Source organism: Acinetobacter legionensis, assembly GCF_048552295.1.
Lineage (GTDB): Bacteria > Pseudomonadota > Gammaproteobacteria > Pseudomonadales > Moraxellaceae > Acinetobacter.
Genome location: NZ_JBIMCW010000007.1, coordinates 48,321 through 70,123 on the forward strand (window position 1 = coordinate 48,321; position 21,803 = coordinate 70,123).

A 21,803-nucleotide genomic window follows, 5' to 3' on the forward strand; every position below is an offset into this window, starting at 1 on the left:
TTCCTTTATTCCGTTTTTAATCTATTGGACCGATTAGAACTAGACTTCGTGGTCTTTCTATATAACCGTCTCGACCATCTGGAACAATTTCCAATAAATCAATACGGGTAGGCGTAATTTCAATAATTCGCCCCTGATTCATCCCCATGTAATTCCCACGTTGTACCCGCTCAACCTCGCCATCAGGTGTTTTAATCAAACCCACTGTCTGCCCAACTGTTCCTTTCATACTTCCTTTTAGTGTTAATGACTCTAAAGGATAACTTTCAAGTGGTTGTGGCTGTCTTGAAAAATTAGGGTAGACTTGCTTACCTGACATAACTTTCAACTCATTTGCCAATGAGTTCGGTAAAAATGGGCTACGTAATTGTTGAGCTGAATAATTAAAACTTGGTACCGGATTAAATACTGGCGCAGGCTCAATCGGTAATGGTTGCTGATTTCGAATATTTGCCATCTCTTGATTTACGGCATCAATTCGAGAATCACACCCCACCAACAGCACCGCACATGAGATTCCACAAACTATTTTAATGAGCTGCTTCATTGTGGCTTCCCTCCTTGCTGAGGTGTCGTTGTCTTCTGTGCAACAGCATTCGAAGATTTATTTGTTTTCTGCTCATCGGCTCCAATATAACGATACGTTTTTGCTTTAATGGTATAGTCAATCACCGGCACATCAGATTTATTATCTTGACTTGGTGTTCCTGTAATTGTGAAATCATGCAAAGTCACAATACGAGGTAATGCCGCCAGACTACTTACAAAACTGCCAAATGAATGATAATCCCCTGTTGCATCAATCGAAATCGGCTGCTCAATAAAGAACTCCTGCTTCACTTCTGGTTCTAATTTGATATTTTTAAATTTCAAACCAGAACTCACCCCTGTCACGTTAATATCTTCAACCAGACTTGGAATTTCAGTTTCTTTGGGAAGCTGTTCTAATTGCTGATTGAAGTTCGCTTCCATTTGTTGTAATTGCGCTTGATATTGCTGCAAATTTCGTAATTTGGAATCTTTTTCTTTAAACTCATTTAATAAGTTTTGTTCAACTGTACGTGCTTGGTCAATTGCCTCTAATTTAGGTCTAATTGCTAAAAAATAACCAATTGCACAAACCAAGAAAAATAAGAAGACCCAACATGTTACTTTAACGGATAAGGGCCAAGTGCCATAGTTATTCATATCCAAAGTATTGAATTGTTGTAAAAATTTCTCAAAAGTCATCTTGTTCTTTTTTGGAGCATCATTTACAGATGAATCTAATTGCTCAAAATCTTCTCGACTCATTTTGCCCCCCCAGCAGCTGGAACTTGTTCAGCTTTAGTTGTATCTGCATCTGTAGTTGCAGCTATTTCACCGATATCTACAGTCACAACAAAACTTCCATATGATTCTTCCACACGAGGAATAACCGAAGTTTGCCCTTTATTTTTATTTTCATCTGCGGCTAAGAACGAGTTCATAAACGCATTTCGATACCATTCAGAAGCTTCTAAGCCACGTAGCAATTCAGCAACTGTGTTTGGGCTCTCTGCTTTTCCTTCAATCGTAAACTTATCACCTACACGACTAAATTTTGTGATGTACATTTGTGCAGGAACAATACGGACTAATTCATCAACTAAGCGAACAATCACAGGACGCTGACCCTGTAAGCCTTGAATAAGTTTCATACGCTCAATAATTGCATTACGGCGCTCTTGCAAACCATCTAAAGTTTTGAGTTGCGTATCTAAATTTTGATTGGTACTGGTCACCAATTGATTAGCCTGCTCTTGATCTTGTAACTTATGATCAAAATAGAACCATGCCAATAACACGGAAACTAAACCAATCAGTGCAACCCCAACACATATCGCAACAAATTGCTTTTTCTTCTGTTCTCTTAGCTCATCACGCCAAGGGAGTAAGTTAATCTTTGCCATTAATCAAAACTCCTTAACGCCAAACCACACGCAACCATTAGAGAAGGTGCATCATTTTCTATTTTTCTTAAGTCAATTTGTGGTGAAAATCCCATCTGCAAGAAAGGATTTGCAATCGTGACGCGATAGCCTAGTTTTTGTTGTAATAATTTTGCCAAACCAGGAATATTAGCATTCCCACCAGCCAGTAAAATATGATCAATCTCATTAAACTGAGAAGATGAAAAGAAAAACTGTAATGAACGAGCAGCTTGTTGTACAACTGCTTCTAAAAACGGCATTAAAACTTCTGTTTCAAAATCATCAGGTAAAGTCCGATCTTTTTTGGCACGACCAGCTTCGTCATAAGACAAACCATAACGGTTCTGTACATCTTGAGTCAGCTGCTTGCCACCAAAAACTTGTTCTCGGGTATAAATGATCTTGCCATTTTGCATCACAGACAAAGTCGTCATGGTATGACCAATATCTAGAATACCCACAAGATTTACACCAATTGGCAAGGTATCAGAAAAGACATCAAAAGCACGCTCAATTGCATAGCTTTCTACATCTGCGATTTTGGGTGACAAGCCTGCGATTTCTAAAACTTCAACACGAGAATCGATATTTTCTGCACGTGTTGCAACGAGTAATACATTGACTCGATTTGGATTTGCTAGCTTATCTTTTAAAACTTCAAAATCTAAACTGACTTCATCTAATGGAAAAGGAATATATTGTTCAGCATCCATTCGGATCTGAACTTCTCTCTCCTCATCCGACATATCTGCATCCATTTCAATGATTTTGTGAATCACCATAGAAGTAGGTACAGCAACCGCGACATTTTGTGATTGAGGATTGGCAATATTGACTGCCCTTTCCAACGCATCAGCCACTGCTTCAGGATTAAGAATGTTTTTTTCAACAACACTCCCATCCAGCAGAGGGCTTAACCCATAACTTTCAACCCAGTAACGACCGTTCTTAACAGAGAGCTCTAAAATCTTTACAGTAGTAGAACTAATATCTACTCCTATTAACCCCTTATTTGGCTTACGATATAGTCTAAGCACGATTGAATTCCTATTATTTTTTTATCCCCAATAAATAACACAAACTGACTGCATTTGGTCTTAATTTTTTACAGATACAATATCCCATCTAACAATCCGTCACATGAGAAGCTATACTGAACGCAATTAGTTTGCCATTAGCTATTATTAAAACTTACTTGTTATGAAAAAGCTATCTTGTTCAGGTTATATTCATCCCTTTTTTTTGCTGATTATCATTATTTTAGTCGCAATTCCGATGGGCTTTTATGGAATGTATCTATATATCGCGCCATCACTACCAGAAATGAGCTCTTTAAAAAAGGCGCCATTGCTTAAACCTTTGCAAGTTTATTCAGCAGATAATCAGCTGATCGCTGAATATGGTGGCAAGCTTTCGGTCCCTGTTGAGTACAATCAGATCCCTCCTCATTTTATTCACGCCTTCCTTGCTGCCGAAGACTCTTCTTTCTTCGAACATAGCGGGATTAGCTTTAAAGGCTTAGGTCGAGCAGTGAGTGAAAGTGTAACTGGGTCAAATGTACAAACAGGTGGCTCAACAATTACCATGCAGGTTGCTAAAAATTATTATTTATCACCTGAACGGACGCTAAAACGCAAACTTACAGAAGTATTTTTGGCACGTAAAATAGAACAAAATCTATCGAAAGAAGAAATTTTGTCTTTATATGTCAATAAAATCTTTTTAGGTAAAAATGCGTATGGTATTGCTGCTGCTGCAAAAATTTACTATGACAAAAGTTTAGATCAACTCAGTGTTGCTCAAATGGCCATGATTGCAGGTCTACCTAAAGCACCGTCAAAATATAATCCTGTGGTCAATCCTGAACGTGCATTAGAACGTCGTAACTGGATTCTAGGTCGTATGTTACAACTCGGCTATCTCAAACAAGTAGAATATGAAAAAGCCGTAGCTGAACCAATTAATTTGAGTATGCCTGATCGAGGCCTAAGTAATCGATTTCCCTATGTAGGAGAAATGGTTCGGTCAGAACTGGTAGAAAAATTTGGCGATCAAGCAATTGATTCAGGTTATAAAGTTTATACAACTGTAAACAGCCAACGCCAACAATATGCGGAAGATGCTGTACAAAAAGGCTTGGAAGATTATGATCGGCGTCATGGATGGCGCGGTGCTGAAGCTCATGACAAACCGTTAAAAGAATTTATTCCTTATGCCAATACCTACCCTGCTGAAGTCATCAAAGTAGGCAGCAATAGTTTTGATGCCAAAATGCAAGATGGTTCAACAGTGACAGTACCTTGGTCTGGTATGTCTTGGGCAAGAAAATATATCAATGCCAATGCAGTGGGTGGAGCACCAAGCCGTGCTTCACAGATTGTAAACGTCAAAGATATTATTCGTTTACGTCCCAATGATAGTAAAACAGCGTGGTCATTGGTTCAAACGCCGAAAGCACAGGGTCAACTCATCGCTATCAACCCGAACGATGGTTCAATTGAAGCTGTGGTGGGTGGATACAACTTTTACCAATCTAAATTTAACCGCGCAATACAAGGCTGGCGTCAACCTGGTTCAACCATTAAGCCATTCGTATATGCCCTTGCACTTGAACGCGGGATGACCCCTTATACCATGGTGAACGATAGCCCAATTACGATTGGTCGTTGGTCACCGAGAAACTCAGATGGTCGTTATTTGGGTATGATTCCTTTACGACGTGCGTTGTACTTATCTCGTAATACAGTATCTGTACGTTTATTACAAAGCGTCGGTGTAGAACGTGCTCGTCAATTATTGATGGATTTTGGCCTACAAGAAGATCAAATTCCACGAAACTTCACCATCGCTCTTGGTACTCCGCAAGTACTTCCTGTTCAAATGGCTACAGGATATGCCGCAATTGCCAATGGTGGATATCGGATTCAACCACATTTCATCAGTCGTATTGAAGATGCTTATGGAAAAACCATTTACGAAGCAGCGCCTGAATATGCGTGTATTCCATGTATCAATCAAAAAGAAACTGTTGCAGATGCAGAAGCAATCACTCCTGATGATGAAGTTATTAAAGGTGCAAACCTTACAGTAGATGAGACTCAACCCCCACTAAGTAAGGAAGAGCAAAGTAAATATCGCCAAGCGCAACGGATTTTAAAATCACAATCTGCTTTTGATATGGCAAATATTCTTCGTGATGTCATTGTGCATGGTACAGGTCGTGCAGCGCTTAAAATTGGTCGCGATGACATTGGCGGTAAAACGGGTACAACCAATGATGCTAAAGATGCTTGGTTTGCTGGCTTCAACGGCAAATTAGTCGCGATTGCTTGGGTTGGTTTTGACCAACCTTCAACACTTGGTCGTCGTGAGTTCGGTGGGATCGCAGCACTTCCAGTCTGGACTGGCTTTATGGGTAAAGCCTTAAAAGACACGCCATCTGCTTGGGTACATTTTGATAAAAATGCCAAAGCACCAATTTCTCGTGAAGAACGCAACCAAACACAAGTTGAAGGCGCTACTCAAAACGAAGGCTATGGTTCATCACCACCTTTAGCCCGTCCAATCTTCAAACCTGCACCTGTTACACCATCACGTAATTCATCAAATGACTTTGAAGACCTACCTGATGAGGGTTCAGATCAACCGCTAAAACCGAACAAAGTAGCCCCTCCTGCAATGAATCAAGGGAGTGCGAAACGAGAAAGCGATTCTCTTGAAAACTTGATTAATGAAGTTCAATAATTAGCTTTTCAAATAAAAAATGCCATCAATTGATGGCATTTTTTATGGCTAAGATTTCTGTTATTTTTTTTGAAAAATATAAATTTGGAATGCAGCTTTTAATGTGGTTTTAATGTGTGCCTCTAAAGCCGAACGCTTTTCAGGTTTTGCTTTATAAGCATAGGGGGTCATCGCAATCAAGTTTTTTAATTGTGCTTGATCCAACTCAAACGTTGTTTCAACAATAGGCTGCTCAATTAACTCAAAAGAGGATTGTAATTGCTCTACAAATTTTTGTGGTTCATGCGCTTTAACTTCATCAAACAAACCCTCACGCATTGCATATAAATGCTCAGGAGCAGGTGTCACCACCATCAAATAAGCCTTAGGCTTAAGAACTCTGAGTATTTCTTCTTCAGGGATCGGACTAAATAAGCTGGTACACAAATCAATAGAATGATCCAATACAGGTAAGGTTGCACCTGTACCCACAATCCATGTCACGTCTTTATTGAGTTTTGCAGCAACTTGAACCGCATTTTTTGCAATATCAACACCAATACATTGCATCACTTCTTGCTGCATAGCATCGGTATAGTAGCCCTCACCACAACCGATATCCAGTAGGTTTTCAACACGCAACCCACGAATTTTCTCAACAACGGCTTGTTGTAAAGGTGCATAAAATCCACCACTTAAAAATCCACGTCGTGCTTGTACAGATTCAGGCGTATCTCCAGGATTTTTACTATGCTTATGTTGTACTACATGTAAATTTACATAGCCTTGTTTTGCTACATCATAACTATGATTGTTTACACAGCGCCAAGTCCGATCCGATAGGCTCAATACCTCACGACATACGGGGCACATCAACAAATTCATTGCATTCTCCAAAAAGATATTTTTTGGCCATAAAAAAGCCGGCAAATGCCGACTTTTTCAAATCACTCTGGCTTAACGTAATTTTAATGTCATTAGACCCAAAACTACCAGCATAATTGTGATAATCCAAAAACGAATCACCACTTGAGTCTCACGCCAGCCTTTTTTCTCATAATGATGATGTAACGGCGCCATAAGAAATACACGCTTATTCCGCATACGCAACGATCCGATTTGCAAGAATACGGAGATTGCTTCTACAACAAATACACCACCCATAATAGCAAAGACGATTTCTTGACGAACCATTACCGCGATTGTACCTAACATTGCCCCCAATGATAACGCCCCTACATCCCCCATAAAGACTTGGGCAGGATGCGCGTTGTACCAAAGAAATGCTAAACCAGCCCCAATCATTGCAGCACAAATAATCACCAGCTCAGACGTATATTTTACATAAGGAATATGTAAATAATTGGCAAAGCGGATATCACCTGCCAAATATGCAAAAACACCTAAACCTGCAGCAACCAAGACAATCGGCATAATCGCTAAGCCATCTAAGCCATCTGTCAAATTTACTGCATTTGATCCACCATTAATCACCAGATAGGTAAAAATAATAAATCCAATACCCAACGGAATGGACGACAATGGAATGCTCAGATTTTTAAAAAATGGAATCAATAAATCCAACATATTCGCAGTATGTACAGGACTGTCTTGCTGAGTGGCGATTATATACAAAGCAATACCCGCACCTAAAGAACCAACTGAAGTCCAAAAGAACTTCTTCTTAGCAGGTAAGCCCGCATTGTCTTTATAGCGTACTTTAATCCAATCATCCGCCCATCCTACAGCACCAAAGATCACCATAACAGCCAAGACAATCCATACATAAGGATTGGATAAATCTGCCCACAGTAAAGTACTAATCCCAATTGAAAGCAGAATTAAAATCCCACCCATAGTGGGCGTACCCATTTTTTTGGCATGATTTTCAGGTGCATATGAACTAACCGCCTGACCATATTTGAGCGCTTGTAATTTACGGATCATTACTGGTCCCAAGGCCCAACCAATCGCAAGTGCAGTGAGTACACTGAGCAATGCTCGTAACGATAAGTATCGAACAACTTGGAACGCGTTTTCATAACCCGCCAAGTGTTGAAATAACCAATACAGCATTAAACTTTCTCCATCAAATCAGCCATCAACGTTTCCATATGGGTATAGCGAGAACCTTTAAACAAGAAACTCATGGACTGTGGTTGATGTGTTGCAATTAAACTTAACAATAAAGGTAAAGCTTGTTCTTGGTTAAGAAAAGCTTGTAATTTTTTACCATATTGAGTACTTCGCGCACCTTCTTGTGTGGCAGGCGCAAACTCCCCTACCGCGACAACAAAGTCGATCCCATCCACTGAAACCAGATCACGACCCAACATATAGTGTTGCTGAGCAGCAGTATCGCCCAGTTCGCCAATATCGCCAATCACCATCACTTTGATCCCTTGCTGTTGCGCAAGTACTTCAGCTGCTGCACGCATTGAAGTCGGATTGGCATTATAGGTATCATCAATAAATAAGTGCTTGCGCTTATGAATAAAATTCAAACGCCCTTTTGCACCTTGTGCCGACTCCAAGCCAATCACAATATCGTCTAACTCAACACCAATCGCCAAAGCAAATACTGTCGCTGCTTCTGCATTATGAACATTATGTTCGCCTGCAAAAGGCAGATTGACCGTTCTTACACCTTGAGGCGTATTAAGTGTAAAGATTGTAGACTGTGCGTGTAACTGAACATCCGTCGCAAAGACTTCGCCACCCTGACCAAAACTTAACACTTGCTCAGTATGTACCACTTGGCGAATCGCATTCGTAAAATCATCCTGAGCAGGAACAATTGCTATTCCAGCTGGATCAATATGACGGTAAATTTCAGATTTAGCACGGCAAATTCCATCACGTCCACCAAATTCGCCTAAATGTGCAGTTCCAATATTTAGAATACCAGCAACATGTGGCTGTACAAGATTTGAGGTGTAATCAATTTCACCTTGATGGCTTGCACCAAGTTCCATCACCGCATATTGATGCTCTGAACGTAGCTCCAATAACATCATTGGCACACCAAGATCATTATTTAAATTGCCACGTGTAATCAAGGTCGGGGCTAAACGTGAAAGAATACTCCCCAACATCTCTTTGGTGGTGGTCTTACCACTACTACCTGTAAGTGCAATCACTTTTAATTGTGGATGTTGAGCCCGACGATACGCGCCTAAATGCCCCAATGCCAAACGAGTATCCGCCACGACAAGTTGGCAGATATTTGCTTCAATTGGATGGCTAACAATGGCAATTTGGCAGCCATTCGCAGCCACTTGGGCAACAAAATCATGTGCATCAAAACGCTCACCTTTGAGCGCCAAAAAAGCATCACCTAATTCAGCATGACGTGAATCAGTCAAAATACGTTTAATTTCACCTTGTGGTGCTTGATCTAAATACCAATAACCTTGAGTTGCTTCAGCAAGTTGTGCTGCTGACCATGGCTCCAAAGGCACAGTACTGGTGGTAGAGGTGTGCATCTCTTAGTCCTAATGAGCTGGATAAGCTGAATTGGGTTTATTGTGTTGTGTATCTATTGCCGATTGCACTTCAACGATATCGTCAAACCAATGACGGACACCATCAATTTCTTGATAATTTTCATGCCCTTTTCCGGCAATCACAACAATATCACCTGATTGTGCATGCTTTACTGCATATTTGATTGCTTCACGGCGATCACGGATTTCGTGAACCTCATGCTGGCTAAAATCAATTTCATGCTTCATATCGGCAAAAATTTGCTCAGGATTTTCTGTACGCGGATTATCTGATGTGATGATCACAGGATTGGCTTGTTCCAAAGCTGCTTTGGTCATCAATGGGCGTTTACCGCGATCTCGATCGCCACCACAACCAAAGACAGCCCAAAGCTGATTTTCAACATGACGTTTTAAGGTTTTTAAAACCTGAGTTAAAGCGTCTGGTGTATGTGCATAATCCACCACAAACAGACGATCTTGATCACGAATCACTTGCATACGTCCAGGTGCACCTTTTAGGTTAGGTACAACTGCGATAAGTTGCTTTAAATCAAAACCTGCTTGCTCAGCAACAATTAAACTGGCCACCAAATTTTCAATATTAAAATGCCCAAGTAATGGGCTATTCACAGTAAATTCAGCTTTGGCTGTTTTTAGATGGAATGTTGCTCCATCTAGGCTATATTTAATCCCAAATACTTGGTAATCAGCCGCTTTAGAAGTTGAATAGGTCAATACTTTTGGATGTGACAGATTGCTACTTGCCGCATTCATCATTAGATCTGCATGCGCATCGTCTATATTAATTACCGCAACTTTTAGCGTAGCAAATTTAAACAGTAACGCTTTTGCTTCAGCATAGGCTTCAAGCGTCCCGTGATAATCCAAGTGATCTCGACTCAGATTACTATATGCAGCAATCTCAATATCACAACCATTTAAACGACCTTGTGCCAAACCATGTGAACTTGCCTCAATAGAAGCGAATTCAGCACCTTGCATAGAAAATTCATGCAAAAGACTTTGTAAATGTAAAGCATCTAAAGTGGTATGTGAAGACGCTTCTAGGTTTGGCAAAATCCCATTACCTGTGGTTCCCATTACTGCACATTTTTTATTTTGCAATGCCAGTAATTCAGCAACGAGGCGTGAAATCGTAGTTTTACCATTGGTTCCTGTGACTGCAAGAATTCGCGCAGCTTTTACAGGGGATGTTGCTTGTAAATATTGTTTTTGCCATTGACCCATTAACTGACGAACATCTGGGCAGATCAATGCAGATTCAAAACCTAAATCTGTTTCACTAATAATCGCCAATGCGCCTTTGTCTAAAGCAATTTGAGCGAATTGTGCTGTTTTTTCTGGTTGCGAATAACTGGTTAAAGCAATAAAAATTTGTCCTTGTTGTACATAACGACTATCTAGAGAAAAGCCATTAAATGACTCAGACATCCACGTCTTTGTATTATCAACTTTATAAATATCTTGAAAATTAATCATTATGGTTTACCTATGGCTTGGCCTTAGCCGTTTCAAGAGGTTTATCTAAAGGCACATTCATTAAACGTAAAGATTCTTGCATAATTCGAGCAAATACTGGGGCTGCAACCAAACCACCATAATATTGTCCCCGCGGATTTTCGACTACAACAATAACTGCTAAACGAGGATCGCTAATCGGTGCCACACCAGCAAATAAAGCACGGTATTCAGTATTCGAATAGCCTCTGTGGTCAGGACGCAACTTATGTGCTGTACCTGTTTTACCACCCACGCGATAACCAGGAATATTGGCTTGTTTTGCAGTACCACCGGGCATCGTGACTTGCTCTAACATCAACAAAACTTCATCAGCAATTTTAGGAGCTAAAACCTGTTTACCTTTGGGCTGATCATTTAATTTATAGAGACTTAAAGGATATTCCACACCATGATTGGCCAACATTGCATAGCCTTGCGCCAACTGTAAAATAGTAGCATTTAAACCATAACCATAGGCCATTGTGCCAATTTGTGAAGAATTTAACTTTTCAGGTGGAAGTACTAAACCTCCACTCTCACCTGGGAATTTAACTGCAGAACGCTGACCAAAACCCACTTTTCTAAAGAAACTTGGTAAAGTTTCTTTTGGTAAAGACAAGGCAATCTTTGCCGATCCCACGTTCGAAGATTTGATAATCACACCAGTGACGGTCAACGAACCATAATTATGCGTATCACGAATAGTATGGGAGCCTAAACGCATCGAACCAGGACTAGTACTAACCACAGAGTTAGGCGTATATTTGCCACTTTCTAAGCCTGCGGCAATAGTAAAAGGTTTCATGGTTGAACCAGGTTCAAACATGTCAATTGCACCACGGTTCCGCATAGCATCTTTATTACTTAAGCCATTTTTATCATTGGGATTATAAGAAGGCCAACTCGCCATAGCCAGAATTTCGCCCGTTTTTACATCCACAGCAATTGCAGAAGCGGAACGTGCATTATTGGCAACACCCACCGCAGTCAACTCACGATACATAATATATTGCAAACGTGAATCGATACTTAAGGTGATGTTCTCCCCTGCTTTAACTTCTTTCACCACTTCAGGCGTGGTAATACGGTTACCATGTTTATCACGAGAAATCTTTTGCTCACCATCTTCACCCGCCAGACGTGTGTTCAATTGCATCTCTAAACCCTCAATCCCCGTTCCTTCACTATTGGTGAGACCAATAATTTGCGCATTGGGTTGTGGCTGAGGATAGTAACGTTTGTAGGTTTTCTCTGCATAAACACCAGCAAATTTATGCTGTGTAATAAAATCAGCCTGAGGTGGTGGAACTTCTTTTTTGAGTACCAAATAACGAGAACGAGGACGTTCACTTAATCGCTTTTTTAAATCTGCGCGATCAAGACCAACTGCATCTGCTAACTCATCTAGATTTAAATTTTCATCAGGCAGTTGACGTTTAAGCTTGCGACTATTGGGTGTTTTTTGTAATTCAGCCGTAATAGTATCAAACTGTTTTTTAGTCTCAAAATACTCCCGTGGATCAATCACTACTTTCATGATTGGGGAACTGATTGCCAGAGGCACGCCATGACGATCACTAATCACACCACGCATGGCTTTTAATGTTTCAGAACGTAGGATATTGGCATTGGCTTTATTTTGTAAAAAGTCTTTGTTAATCACTTGCACATAAAATGCGCGACCGACCAAACCCACAAAACATAAAAGAACCACGCCCCACATTAAATAGAAACGCCACATATCTATCGATACAGTACTTTTCTGGGTAATTGAAGGCTGCTTTTTACGCGGCTGCCGGGTTGGTTTAGTTTGCTTATCTGCCATACAGATGCCTTACTTCTTCTGCTCTGATTCAGTTGGTAATGAAATGACAACTGTTTGCGCAGCTGGCGGTGAATACATTCTCAATTGTGTCACTGCACGCGTTCCAATTTGTGCAGTTGCACCAAATGTTTGTTGTTCAATGAGCAAACGTCCCCATTCTGCATTGATATCTTCACGTTCACGCATGTAGCTATTTAGATCACGGAAATCATGACGATAGGCAAAGACTTGCAACACCACCATAAAGGCACTGATCAACACAGCAGCAACCAATACACCATAAACAATGGTTTTTTTAATGGCCAGCTTATGACTTGATTCTTCTATAATTTCTTGTTTCATTCTGCGCCTTTTTGTTCTAAGCGTTCTGCAACTCGAAGCCATGCACTACGTGAACGAGGATTGGCTTTGACTTCTTCCTCGCTGGCACGAATTCTGTCTACTTTTTTCAGTCGACGAGTATCTTGTACTTTTTGAGGTAATCCCCAACCATTATCTTCTGGCAACGTTGATTCTTTTTGAATAAATTGTTTAATAATCCGGTCTTCAAGTGAGTGGAAACTAATGACAGCCAAACGTGCATTTGATTTTAACAAATCTACGGCTTGAGGTAAAAAGGTATGTACGTCATCGAGTTCTTTATTAATTTCAATACGAATAGCTTGGAACGTCCGTGTCGCAGCATGTTTATTCTTTTCCCACTTTGGATGCGCAACTTTAACAATTTCCGCTAATTTTCCAGTGGTTTCGATATAACCTGCTTGCTTAATCGCACGTGCAATACGACGACTATAACGTTCCTCACCATATTGAAAAATCACATTGGCCAAATGTTCTTCATCGACATCCAGTAGCCAATCTGCGGCTGTTTGTCCTTGAGAATTATCCATACGCATATCAAGTGGTCCATCTTTCATAAAACTAAAACCACGATCTGCTTGATCTAGCTGTGGTGATGACACCCCTAAATCTGCCATAACCCCATCGACTTGATAAATATCCAATTGATTTAATTCTTGTTGTAAATCTGCAAAACTGGCATGAATAATTTTAAAACGAGGATCTTCTTTTTCTAACTGATATGCTACTTCTAACGCTTGTGGATCTTTATCAAAAGCATAAACTTTTGAATGTTCATCTAATTTAGATAACAATAAACGCGTGTGTCCACCACGTCCAAATGTCCCATCCACGTAAATTCCTGTATTGCGATCTGCAAGTAAAGCATCGACAGTTTCATGTAGTAATACAGAAATATGAGACATAATTATGGTTTCAGTTTAAGCAAAAAAAGTAACTGCACATTATTACCTTGTTTTGCCAAAGCTCCAAACGACTTTTTGTAGGGAAATATTACTTTTTATAGAGAAAACCGTTTTAAAGTGCATTTTATAAAAGTTCAGTACAAAAAATGGCTCATTCATTCTGCTACAAAGCGTTATTGTGTCTTGACCATTTTCACATCACCCTTGTCAAAATACTCTGAAACACGCCAATCCTGTCGGAGATAAAATTCAAAAGTACGACTTTTTTGATCAGTTTCTAAGCAAATTTCGTGAAAAGATTCAAATAATAAATCTTATGATTTTTTCAAAAGCGCAGTTTCGACACCTTTGGCTTCAAAATCGGGCTGGACAAACATGGCAAATACACTGCTCTCAGTTAAATCTGCGATCGAAAAACCACACGCTTGATGCTGTAGCTCTGTAAGCTAGACAGTCGAAGTATTTTGAATCAAATCTAATATTACCAACTCAGTGATACCAAGTTCAGTCAGTTGTTGTTTTGACAAATGGTTGTCTTTGACTGACGTTCGTATATCAAAAATAATCTCAATATCATCTTCAGTTGCGAGCCTTAGTACAATATCCATAGTTAAATTGATTACTCAGTTTAATATTAGTCTAAATGATTCATAACAGAATGAAAAAACCTCCTAAAAAGGAGGTTGATTCAATCAAAATAGTTGATGTTTAGCGCTTGCTATTATAAATCTGATCAAAAACACCGCCATTGGCAAAGTGAGTTTGTTGCGCTTTTGCCCAACCACCAAAGACTTCATCAATCGTAAAAGTTTTCAGTTCAGGGAATTGATTGGAATATTTAGCTAAGATTTTTGCATTGCGCGGGCGATAGAAATGGCGTGCTGCCATATCTTGACCTATTGGAGAATACAAATAGTTAATATAACCCGTTGCTAACCATTTATTGCCATTCTTCTCTACTGTTTTATCAACAATTGCCACTGATGGTTCAGTCAAAATTGACATTGAGGGGTAGACAATATCAAACTTATTGCCAGATGCTTTCTTACTCACCATGGCTTCATTTTCCCACGTCAGTAAAACATCACCAATCCCACGTTCAGCAAATGTGGTCATCGATGCACGTGCAGCTGGATCCATAACTTTTACGTTATGGTACATCTTAGAAACAAAATCACGTGCTTTAGCATCATTACCACCTGGTTGTTTAAGTGCATAGCCCCAAGCTGAGAGATAGATCCAGCGAGGTAAACCACCTGTTTTAGGGTTAGGCGTAATGATTTGTACCCCAGGTCTGGTCAAATCTGTCCAATCCTTGATACCTTTGGGATTACCTTTGCGTACCAAAAACACAACGGTAGACGTATACGGTGCTGAGTTATTTGGAAATTCTTTTTCCCATCCTGGGTTAATTTGACCTGATTTCACAATTTCGTTGATATCATTCGCCAAAGCTAAGGTCACCACATCACCTTTTAAGCCATCAACCACGGCACGCGCTTGTTTTCCCGAACCACCATGCGATTGTTTAAAATCAACAGTCTTACCTGTACGAGATTTCCAGTAAGCACCAAATGATTTATTAAACTCATCATAAAACTCACGCGTTGCATCATAAGACACATTTAAAAATTCACGGTCAGCAGCATAACTTGCTGTCGTTGCAACAGTTAATCCCGTCACCATAACCACAGCACTCATCAGTGCTTTAAAATTAGTTTTCATATTATGAGTGCTAACATCGCTAAAATTATTCTAAATATATGAAATAAGCGAATAAACTTCAATCAAAAAGCGAAATACCCGCAAACTTAGAACAGATTAAAAATCCATCTATGGTTTTAATTGATGAAAGCGCTCAACATCACTGTGGCTTATATTTTGTCTGTTTTATTTGTTTTATCACAAATATTTCAAGCTAAAAAAGCCCCCCTTTGATCAAAGAGGACTTGTTTGTATTTGATTCAAATTACTTTTCAGCCGTAAATTGATCGTAAATCCCCCCATTGGCAAAATGGGTTTTTTGCGCTTTTGCCCAGCCGCCAAAAACTTGATCTATGGTAAAGAGTTTAATTTTTGGAAATTTTGCCGAATATTTGCCCGCAGCTTTGGCATTACGCGGACGGAAATTATATTTTGCTGCCAAGTCCTGCCCTACTGGTGAATAAAGATAATTTAAATAGCCTTTTGCTAAATTACGATTGCCATCTTTATCAACCACTTTATCGACGATTGCGACTGAAGGCTCGGCTAGAATTGAAATCGATGGATAAATAATTTGATATTTATCTTTATCTGGACCAGACGTCGCCAAAATTGCTTCATTTTCCCAAGACAACAAAACATCGCCAATACCACGATCCGCAAATGTTGTGAGCGAGCCACGAGCGCCTGAATCTAACACTTTGACATTTTTATATATTTGTTTGACTAATTCACGCGCTTTTGCATCATTACCACCCGGTTGTTTTAGTGCGTAACCCCATGCTGATAAATAAATCCAGCGTGGTGCACCGCCTGTTTTAGGGTTTGGTGTAATAATTTCAACTCCTGGTTTTACCAGATCATTCCAATCCTTAATTGCTTTCGGATTGCCCTTACGCACTAAAAAAACAACAGTAGATGTGTAGGGTGCAGAATTATTCGGAAATTCTTTTTGCCAGCCTTTTTCAATCAAACCTGCATTGACAATTTCATCAATATCATTAGCCAAAGCCAGTGTCACCACATCTGCTTGCAAACCATCTACTACTGAACGTGCTTGCTTGCCAGAACCACCATGAGACTGTTTAAATTCAATATCTTGGCCTGTTTTTGATTTCCAAAATTGACCAAAACTTTTGTTATATTCTTGATAAAATTCTCGGGTAGGATCGTAGGATACATTTAAAAATTCTTTCGCTGCATAAGTATTCCCTGTGACGATTAAACTGATCGCACTTAAAAGCAGTAGTTTTTTCATTTCTTTCTCAGTTTCTAATGATTTAGAAGCACTATATTTTTATTATTTTGATTTAACAATCAATTACTTATAAATATTTAAACTAACTTATTCATAATTTAATATATCTAAAAATGTGTATTACTCATGTAAATTATTTAGTATGTTTTTTACACAAATTAACCTAAACTTGAATTCTTCACGATTCATCCACATTTATATGTTATCAATTAAAATATTACATTTCGTTTCAATGATTGTTTTTTAAACATTTTTTGTGTAGTATTATTAAAAAATGTGACGTAGTTATGCTTTTTGTAAGTTGTTTTGCTACAATAAACATGTTCAAGAACAAAAATTTGACCATCAAGGGGAGCCGATGGAATGAATGATTCTTATTTAAAGATCTTGGGCTTAAGTCTAGGACTCGCAGTGATGGCACAGACAGGCCATACTGCTGCAATTAAAGATACAACCAAGCCAATACAATCATTAATTGTTGTGGTAGACAAACAATCACCGATTGAAAAAGCGCTTAATCAGCAAAAGCGTGGCGAGAATAAATTGATCTCAGATAAAGATCAGCTTAAAGTTTTAACCTCAATTAAAACCACAGCCTCACAAAACTTTTTAGCTGAACAACATCAGAAATTCTCCTGTTTTGTACAAGCTTTATTCCAACCACATACTTTGTAAAAATTTGATTTAGAAAAATAAATTCTACGCTCCTCAAAAGAATTTAGAAGCCCAATCGTTTATTGGTGAATTAACCCTTAAGCAGTTGGGCTTTTTCGTTATAATAGTTTCAATTTACATTCTGAATAATATTTAGTTATGAAAGTCCGTACTCGTATCGCACCCTCTCCAACTGGTTTTCCACATGTGGGCACTGCCTATATTGCCTTGTTTAACTTATGTTTTGCACAACAACATGGTGGCGAATTTATTCTTCGTATTGAAGATACCGACCAACTCCGTTCAACACCTGAATCTGAAAAAATGATTTTAGATTCACTGCGTTGGTTAGGTTTAAACTGGTCAGAAGGGCCTGATATCGGCGGACCTCATGCTCCTTATCGCCAATCTGAGCGAATGGGAATCTATAAACAATATGCTTTAGAACTTGTTGAAAAAGGGCATGCCTTTTACTGTTTCGCAACAGCGGAAGAGCTTGATCAAATGCGTGCTGAACAACAAGCCCGTGGTGAAACCCCTGGTTATGATGGTCGTGGCTTAAAGCTTTCTCCAGAAGAGGTACAAAAGCGTTTGGCTGCGGGTGAAGCCCATGTGATCCGTATGAAAGTCCCTGAAGAAGGCGTTTGCCAATTCAATGACTTACTTCGTGGTGAAGTGGAGATTCCTTGGGCGCAAGTCGACATGCAAATTCTACTCAAAACAGATGGTTTGCCAACTTATCATTTAGCCAATGTAGTCGATGACCATTTAATGGAAATCACCCATGTGATTCGTGGTGAAGAATGGATTCCATCTGCACCAAAACACCAGTTGCTCTACCAATATTTTGGTTGGGACATGCCAACATTGTGCCATATGCCATTGTTGCGTAACCCAGACAAGTCAAAATTGTCTAAACGTAAAAATCCAACCTCAATCAACTACTACAAAGACATCGGTGTGCTACCTGAAGCCTTACTGAACTATTTAGGCCGTATGGGTTGGTCAATGCCAGATGAAAGAGAGAAATTCTCTTTGGCTGAAATGATTGAACACTTTGATATCCAGCGTGTGTCTTTGGGTGGTCCAATTTTTGATGTTGAAAAATTAAACTGGCTAAATGGACAATGGATTAAGGCACTCAGCCCTGCTGAACTGTTAAATACACTTCTGGCTTGGAAATCTGATCGCCAAACGCTAGAAGATATTGCTGCTGCCATTCAGCCACGTATTAACTTACTGTCTGAAGCGGTAAATTGGGCTGGTTTTTACTTCAACCAATTCCCAACATTGACCAAAGAACAATTTGACAGCAAAAAGCTGACTGAAGAACAAGTTCGTCAAAGCTTACAATTTGCAATTTGGCGTTTAGAAAGCTTATTTACATGGAACAACGATACTGTGAGCCAAACCTTGATGGATTTGGCGAATCAAATGGAAATCAAACTCCGTGATTTCATGCCAGCATTCTTTATCGCAATTGCAGGTTCAACATCATCTACTCCTGTGATGCAATCGATGGTCACCATTGGCCCTGATTTAACCTTTGCCCGTTTACGTCATGCACTTGAAATCGTGGGCGGTCCGAGCAAAAAAGAAGCAAAAGTTTGGGAAAAACTGAACGAAAGCATCAAATTGCCGAAAAATGATGCAGTTGATGAAGCTTAATTAAATTTTCTGTTGACGTGTGAGTGCAATATCCCTAATATTGCGCTCACACAGACTGGGGGTTATAGCTCAGTTGGTAGAGCGCTACAATGGCATTGTAGAGGTCAGGAGTTCGATCCTCCTTGACTCCACCAAAAGTTTTACCTGTGTTGCCTCACTTGTCCCTATCGTCTAGAGGCCTAGGACATCGCCCTTTCACGGCGGTAACCGGGGTTCGAATCCCCGTAGGGACGCCATATTCAAGATGGCGACATCTTTGTAAAAAACCCAAGCATAGTGACTTGGGTTTTTTATTGTCTAAATTTTGATTTAAGCTGCAATTCAGTCTTTTTTGCATTCTAAAATAGAACGATTAGAATATGCTTAGATTATAAATGTGGAGCCACCATGCAATACCAATGCCCAAAGTGCCAAAGTCGAAAAATCTTGCCTGTTACCCACGGGAATACACCTGCTGTACGTCCTGTTGTTCCAAAAAGCTTGGTATTTTTGATTCCGTTACTTTTTATTTTGTTGTTATTGGTTGTCATTAGTATTGTGATGTGGATTTTCAGCAACGGCGCAGGTCAAACATTGCAAATTGCAACCGTCGTGATCTTCATTGCAGCTGTGATTGCAGGGGTAATGTTTTGGCGTGATCTGCCCGATTTTAAAATATCAATGCAATCATTTATGCAAGCCAATAAAAGCTGGAAGTGCCGTGACTGCAATCATGAGTGGCAAATCTAATCCTTCAGCTTTGCCTCATGTTCAAATTAAACCATTCACCTTAATGTGAATGGTTTTTTGCTTCATCTGTATGTGTTTCATCAGCGTTACTGTAATCATTCCCATCTGATTCATTATGCGAGTGTACCATACACTCATTATCTTCAATTTGTAGCGTCATCTCAGTAATCCCATGTTGATGGCTAAGCATTTCCATAACCTGTTGATACAGTTGATTTCGATCCGCTTCTGGTGCAAATAAATGTACTGTCAGATGCACATTTTTAGATGTAATGGCCCAAACCTTAAGTTGATGAATACTTTCTACACCTTTAACGGATAAAAGATCATTACGTAATTTTTCAATATCAATTTCCTCAGGCACACCTTCCAGTAAAATATTGATACTTTGTTTTAGCAAAATCCATGTTCTTGGTAAGACCCAAAAGCCGATGAGTACAGCAATAATCGTATCCACCCACATCCAGCCAGTGAAATAAATAATTGCGCCCCCGATGATCACCCCCACAGAACCCAGTGCATCACTCAATACTTCCAGATAAGCACCTTTTATATTAAGGCTTTGCTTTGAACTGGAGAATAAAATCTTCATTGAAATAAGGTTAATCACCAACCCAACAACCGCCACAATCATCATACCGACACTCTGAATTTCAGGGGGTTGGCTAAAGCGCCGATACGCCTCGTAGAGAATATAAATTGCAACGACAAACAGCATCATGGCATTAAACAGTGCTGCTAAAATTTCAAAACGCTGATAGCCAAAAGTCCGTTTATCATCTGCGGGTAATTTACCAATTTTGATGGCAACCAATGCAATTGCCAATGCTGCTGCATCAGTAAACATATGTGCTGCATCGGACAACAAAGCCAAGCTTTGTGTTATGAAACCGGCAATCACTTCAACAATTAAAAAGGTACTGGTTAATGCCAATGCAAAAGTTAGTTTTTTTACATTTCCTTCTGTGACGACAGCATGACTATGATCATGCCCTTGTTGTTCACTCATGTTCATACCTCTGATTTTGTTTTATCAAAATATTGAATATTCTTTCTATTTACTATTGATAATAATAATTATTATCAATAGTAAAATTCTTCTATATAATGGCTACTCTATTTTCCACAGTTAAAATACCCCTGTTAATGGAATATCGACAATGAAAAAATACCTCTACCTTTCTGTACTTCTTTGCTCTTATAGTTATGCGCATGAACCCTATGTTGCACCTCTGGGCTATAACACCACAAATACACAAATCCCAGTGATTGCATCCTATGCTGAAGAAGCACTGAATGCAGAACATGCCATGAAACAAACCGCTCTCAACGTAATTCAACCAGATCAGAGCAAGTTACAAGTTGAAGCTGCAAGCACATTAAAATCGGCGACGGTGTTTGACTTAGCCTTACCACAAGCTGGGACCTATCTCATCTTCAGTAAAGCGTCTTTCCCACTCAAATATGTCCAACATAATAAAGAATGGAAAATGCTTTTTGATGTACCTGCTGAAAAAGCAGGTAAGATCGCTGAACGCGAATATGTGATTCCTGCTGACTTTAAGAAACCGCCTGTACCGATCACCATTAACCGAGAATGGTCAATCCAAAGCTATATTTCTAAAGAAAGAACTTCACCAGCCCAAAACAACACTGATGCAGCAATACAAGTTGAATTTAAAACGCATCCCAACAGCATTACTGCGCAGCAACCTGTGCAAATCTTGATTAAAAAATCAGGACAAGCGCTCAAAAATGCTGAACTACTTATCCGGGCTCAAGGGCAAACCGATAAACAAGCACAAAAAGTTCCAGTTGCTCAAGATGGTTCAGCGACAGTCACTTTTCCTTATTCAGGGCAATATCTGGTTGAAGTCAGTGAAGCATTTAACAAAACCATTCAACCTGTGAATCAAAATTACACCATCATCAGTCTAGGTGTATTGCCTACCAGTTAGTAATAAACTGCAAATAGAGTTTCAATACCTCACCGTTCTAAGCGAAGAACGGTGAGGT

Annotated in this window: 20 protein-coding genes and 2 tRNA genes; 7 read left to right on the plus strand and 15 right to left on the minus strand. The window is 39.5% G+C overall.

What is annotated here, in order from left to right; genetic code table 11:
* Positions 1–16: 16 nt before the first annotated feature.
* Genes ACG916_RS07375 through ACG916_RS07390 form a run of 4 tightly spaced genes read right to left on the minus strand, consistent with a single transcriptional unit; the run spans position 17 to position 2,989 of the window.
* Positions 17–547 carry a pilus assembly protein PilP gene (locus ACG916_RS07375; RefSeq protein ID WP_419327977.1) on the minus strand — a complete coding sequence of 177 codons (531 nt, stop codon included), beginning with the start codon at positions 545–547 and terminating at the stop codon, positions 17–19.
* Positions 544–1,293, minus strand: a complete 750-nt coding sequence (locus tag ACG916_RS07380; protein WP_336953693.1) for a type IV pilus inner membrane component PilO — start codon at positions 1,291–1,293, stop codon at positions 544–546. The genes ACG916_RS07375 and ACG916_RS07380 overlap by 4 nt, the downstream gene beginning before the upstream one ends.
* Positions 1,290–1,931: a PilN domain-containing protein gene (locus tag ACG916_RS07385; protein ID WP_336953692.1), complete on the minus strand. Its 642-nt coding sequence runs from the start codon at positions 1,929–1,931 to the stop codon at positions 1,290–1,292. Before ACG916_RS07385 ends, ACG916_RS07380 begins: the two co-directional genes overlap by 4 nt.
* Complete coding sequence (locus ACG916_RS07390; protein WP_336953691.1) at positions 1,931–2,989, minus strand: pilus assembly protein PilM; 1,059 nt, start codon at positions 2,987–2,989, stop codon at positions 1,931–1,933. Before ACG916_RS07390 ends, ACG916_RS07385 begins: the two co-directional genes overlap by 1 nt.
* Before the next feature lie 163 nt (positions 2,990–3,152).
* On the opposite strand from ACG916_RS07390, the gene ponA reads away from it, so the two are divergent.
* Positions 3,153–5,696, plus strand: a complete 2,544-nt coding sequence (gene ponA / locus ACG916_RS07395) for a penicillin-binding protein PBP1a (protein ID WP_336953690.1) — start codon at positions 3,153–3,155, stop codon at positions 5,694–5,696.
* A gap of 60 nt (positions 5,697–5,756) precedes the next feature.
* Here the strand turns inward: ponA and ACG916_RS07400 are convergent, their stop codons facing one another.
* The 10 genes from ACG916_RS07400 to ACG916_RS07445 all read right to left on the minus strand — a co-directional run bounded on the left by ACG916_RS07400 (position 5,757) and on the right by ACG916_RS07445 (position 16,736).
* A complete protein-coding gene (locus tag ACG916_RS07400; RefSeq protein WP_419327978.1) occupies positions 5,757–6,560 on the minus strand; it encodes a putative RNA methyltransferase in 804 nt (267 codons plus the stop codon).
* A gap of 72 nt (positions 6,561–6,632) precedes the next feature.
* Complete coding sequence (mraY, locus tag ACG916_RS07405; RefSeq protein WP_004725416.1) at positions 6,633–7,751, minus strand: phospho-N-acetylmuramoyl-pentapeptide-transferase; 1,119 nt, start codon at positions 7,749–7,751, stop codon at positions 6,633–6,635.
* Positions 7,751–9,160: a UDP-N-acetylmuramoyl-tripeptide--D-alanyl-D-alanine ligase gene (locus ACG916_RS07410; RefSeq protein WP_419327979.1), complete on the minus strand. Its 1,410-nt coding sequence runs from the start codon at positions 9,158–9,160 to the stop codon at positions 7,751–7,753. The genes mraY and ACG916_RS07410 overlap by 1 nt, the downstream gene beginning before the upstream one ends.
* A gap of 9 nt (positions 9,161–9,169) precedes the next feature.
* Positions 9,170–10,666, minus strand: a complete 1,497-nt coding sequence (locus tag ACG916_RS07415) for a UDP-N-acetylmuramoyl-L-alanyl-D-glutamate--2,6-diaminopimelate ligase (protein WP_336953738.1) — start codon at positions 10,664–10,666, stop codon at positions 9,170–9,172.
* 7 nt (positions 10,667–10,673) lie between these two features.
* The gene (gene ftsI, locus ACG916_RS07420) at positions 10,674–12,509 is read right to left on the minus strand and encodes a penicillin-binding protein PBP3 (protein ID WP_336953687.1); all 1,836 of its coding nucleotides are present in this window, start codon (positions 12,507–12,509) and stop codon (positions 10,674–10,676) included.
* A gap of 9 nt (positions 12,510–12,518) precedes the next feature.
* Positions 12,519–12,851 (minus strand): cell division protein FtsL, encoded by a 333-nt coding sequence (ftsL, locus tag ACG916_RS07425; RefSeq protein ID WP_336953686.1) that lies wholly within the window; start codon positions 12,849–12,851, stop codon positions 12,519–12,521.
* Positions 12,848–13,774 (minus strand): 16S rRNA (cytosine(1402)-N(4))-methyltransferase RsmH, encoded by a 927-nt coding sequence (rsmH, locus tag ACG916_RS07430; protein ID WP_336953685.1) that lies wholly within the window; start codon positions 13,772–13,774, stop codon positions 12,848–12,850. The genes ftsL and rsmH overlap by 4 nt, the downstream gene beginning before the upstream one ends.
* 446 nt (positions 13,775–14,220) lie before the next feature.
* Positions 14,221–14,382: a hypothetical protein gene (locus ACG916_RS07435; protein ID WP_336953683.1), complete on the minus strand. Its 162-nt coding sequence runs from the start codon at positions 14,380–14,382 to the stop codon at positions 14,221–14,223.
* Between the two features lie 100 nt (positions 14,383–14,482).
* The gene (locus tag ACG916_RS07440; RefSeq protein ID WP_336953682.1) at positions 14,483–15,499 is read right to left on the minus strand and encodes a sulfate ABC transporter substrate-binding protein; all 1,017 of its coding nucleotides are present in this window, start codon (positions 15,497–15,499) and stop codon (positions 14,483–14,485) included.
* Between the two features lie 244 nt (positions 15,500–15,743).
* Positions 15,744–16,736, minus strand: a complete 993-nt coding sequence (locus tag ACG916_RS07445) for a sulfate ABC transporter substrate-binding protein (RefSeq protein ID WP_336953681.1) — start codon at positions 16,734–16,736, stop codon at positions 15,744–15,746.
* Between the two features lie 363 nt (positions 16,737–17,099).
* Here ACG916_RS07445 and ACG916_RS07450 point away from each other — a divergent pair, with 363 nt between their 5' ends.
* The 5 genes from ACG916_RS07450 to ACG916_RS07470 all read left to right on the plus strand — a co-directional run bounded on the left by ACG916_RS07450 (position 17,100) and on the right by ACG916_RS07470 (position 19,787).
* On the plus strand, positions 17,100–17,411 hold the full coding sequence (locus ACG916_RS07450; RefSeq protein ID WP_004725398.1) for a hypothetical protein: 312 nt from the start codon (positions 17,100–17,102) through the stop codon (positions 17,409–17,411).
* Between the two features lie 138 nt (positions 17,412–17,549).
* Positions 17,550–19,058: a glutamate--tRNA ligase gene (gene gltX / locus ACG916_RS07455; RefSeq protein ID WP_419327980.1), complete on the plus strand. Its 1,509-nt coding sequence runs from the start codon at positions 17,550–17,552 to the stop codon at positions 19,056–19,058.
* A 58-nt stretch (positions 19,059–19,116) separates the two neighbouring features.
* Positions 19,117–19,192, plus strand: a tRNA-Ala gene (locus ACG916_RS07460).
* A 26-nt stretch (positions 19,193–19,218) separates the two neighbouring features.
* Positions 19,219–19,294, plus strand: a tRNA-Glu gene (locus tag ACG916_RS07465).
* 151 nt (positions 19,295–19,445) lie between these two features.
* Positions 19,446–19,787: a hypothetical protein gene (locus ACG916_RS07470; protein ID WP_419327981.1), complete on the plus strand. Its 342-nt coding sequence runs from the start codon at positions 19,446–19,448 to the stop codon at positions 19,785–19,787.
* Between the two features lie 40 nt (positions 19,788–19,827).
* On the opposite strand, the gene ACG916_RS07475 is transcribed toward ACG916_RS07470, so the two are convergent.
* Positions 19,828–20,796 carry a cation diffusion facilitator family transporter gene (locus ACG916_RS07475; protein ID WP_419327982.1) on the minus strand — a complete coding sequence of 323 codons (969 nt, stop codon included), beginning with the start codon at positions 20,794–20,796 and terminating at the stop codon, positions 19,828–19,830.
* A gap of 151 nt (positions 20,797–20,947) precedes the next feature.
* Between ACG916_RS07475 and ACG916_RS07480 the strand changes: the two genes are divergently transcribed.
* Positions 20,948–21,745, plus strand: a complete 798-nt coding sequence (locus tag ACG916_RS07480; protein WP_336953678.1) for a DUF4198 domain-containing protein — start codon at positions 20,948–20,950, stop codon at positions 21,743–21,745.
* The last annotated feature ends 58 nt before the right edge of the window (positions 21,746–21,803 follow it).

Bases quoted from the DNA above. Each gene is read 5' to 3' on its own strand.
- ACG916_RS07375 (WP_419327977.1), bottom strand. From the start codon at position 547: ATGAAGCAGCTCATTAAAATAGTTTGTGGAATCTCATGTGCGGTGCTG.
- mraY (WP_004725416.1), bottom strand. From the start codon at position 7,751: ATGCTGTATTGGTTATTTCAACACTTGGCGGGTTATGAAAACGCGTTC.
- ftsI (WP_336953687.1), bottom strand. From the start codon at position 12,509: ATGGCAGATAAGCAAACTAAACCAACCCGGCAGCCGCGTAAAAAGCAG.
- ACG916_RS07385 (WP_336953692.1), bottom strand. From the start codon at position 1,931: ATGGCAAAGATTAACTTACTCCCTTGGCGTGATGAGCTAAGAGAACAG.
- ponA (WP_336953690.1), top strand. From the start codon at position 3,153: ATGAAAAAGCTATCTTGTTCAGGTTATATTCATCCCTTTTTTTTGCTG.
- ACG916_RS07400 (WP_419327978.1), bottom strand. From the start codon at position 6,560: ATGAATTTGTTGATGTGCCCCGTATGTCGTGAGGTATTGAGCCTATCG.
- ACG916_RS07435 (WP_336953683.1), bottom strand. From the start codon at position 14,382: ATGGATATTGTACTAAGGCTCGCAACTGAAGATGATATTGAGATTATT.
- ACG916_RS07445 (WP_336953681.1), bottom strand. From the start codon at position 16,736: ATGAAAAAACTACTGCTTTTAAGTGCGATCAGTTTAATCGTCACAGGG.
- ACG916_RS07450 (WP_004725398.1), top strand. From the start codon at position 17,100: ATGAATGATTCTTATTTAAAGATCTTGGGCTTAAGTCTAGGACTCGCA.
- rsmH (WP_336953685.1), bottom strand. From the start codon at position 13,774: ATGTCTCATATTTCTGTATTACTACATGAAACTGTCGATGCTTTACTT.
- ACG916_RS07475 (WP_419327982.1), bottom strand. From the start codon at position 20,796: ATGAGTGAACAACAAGGGCATGATCATAGTCATGCTGTCGTCACAGAA.
- ACG916_RS07470 (WP_419327981.1), top strand. From the start codon at position 19,446: ATGCAATACCAATGCCCAAAGTGCCAAAGTCGAAAAATCTTGCCTGTT.
- ACG916_RS07380 (WP_336953693.1), bottom strand. From the start codon at position 1,293: ATGAGTCGAGAAGATTTTGAGCAATTAGATTCATCTGTAAATGATGCT.
- gltX (WP_419327980.1), top strand. From the start codon at position 17,550: ATGAAAGTCCGTACTCGTATCGCACCCTCTCCAACTGGTTTTCCACAT.
- ACG916_RS07480 (WP_336953678.1), top strand. From the start codon at position 20,948: ATGAAAAAATACCTCTACCTTTCTGTACTTCTTTGCTCTTATAGTTAT.
- ACG916_RS07410 (WP_419327979.1), bottom strand. From the start codon at position 9,160: ATGCACACCTCTACCACCAGTACTGTGCCTTTGGAGCCATGGTCAGCA.
- ftsL (WP_336953686.1), bottom strand. From the start codon at position 12,851: ATGAAACAAGAAATTATAGAAGAATCAAGTCATAAGCTGGCCATTAAA.
- ACG916_RS07440 (WP_336953682.1), bottom strand. From the start codon at position 15,499: ATGAAAACTAATTTTAAAGCACTGATGAGTGCTGTGGTTATGGTGACG.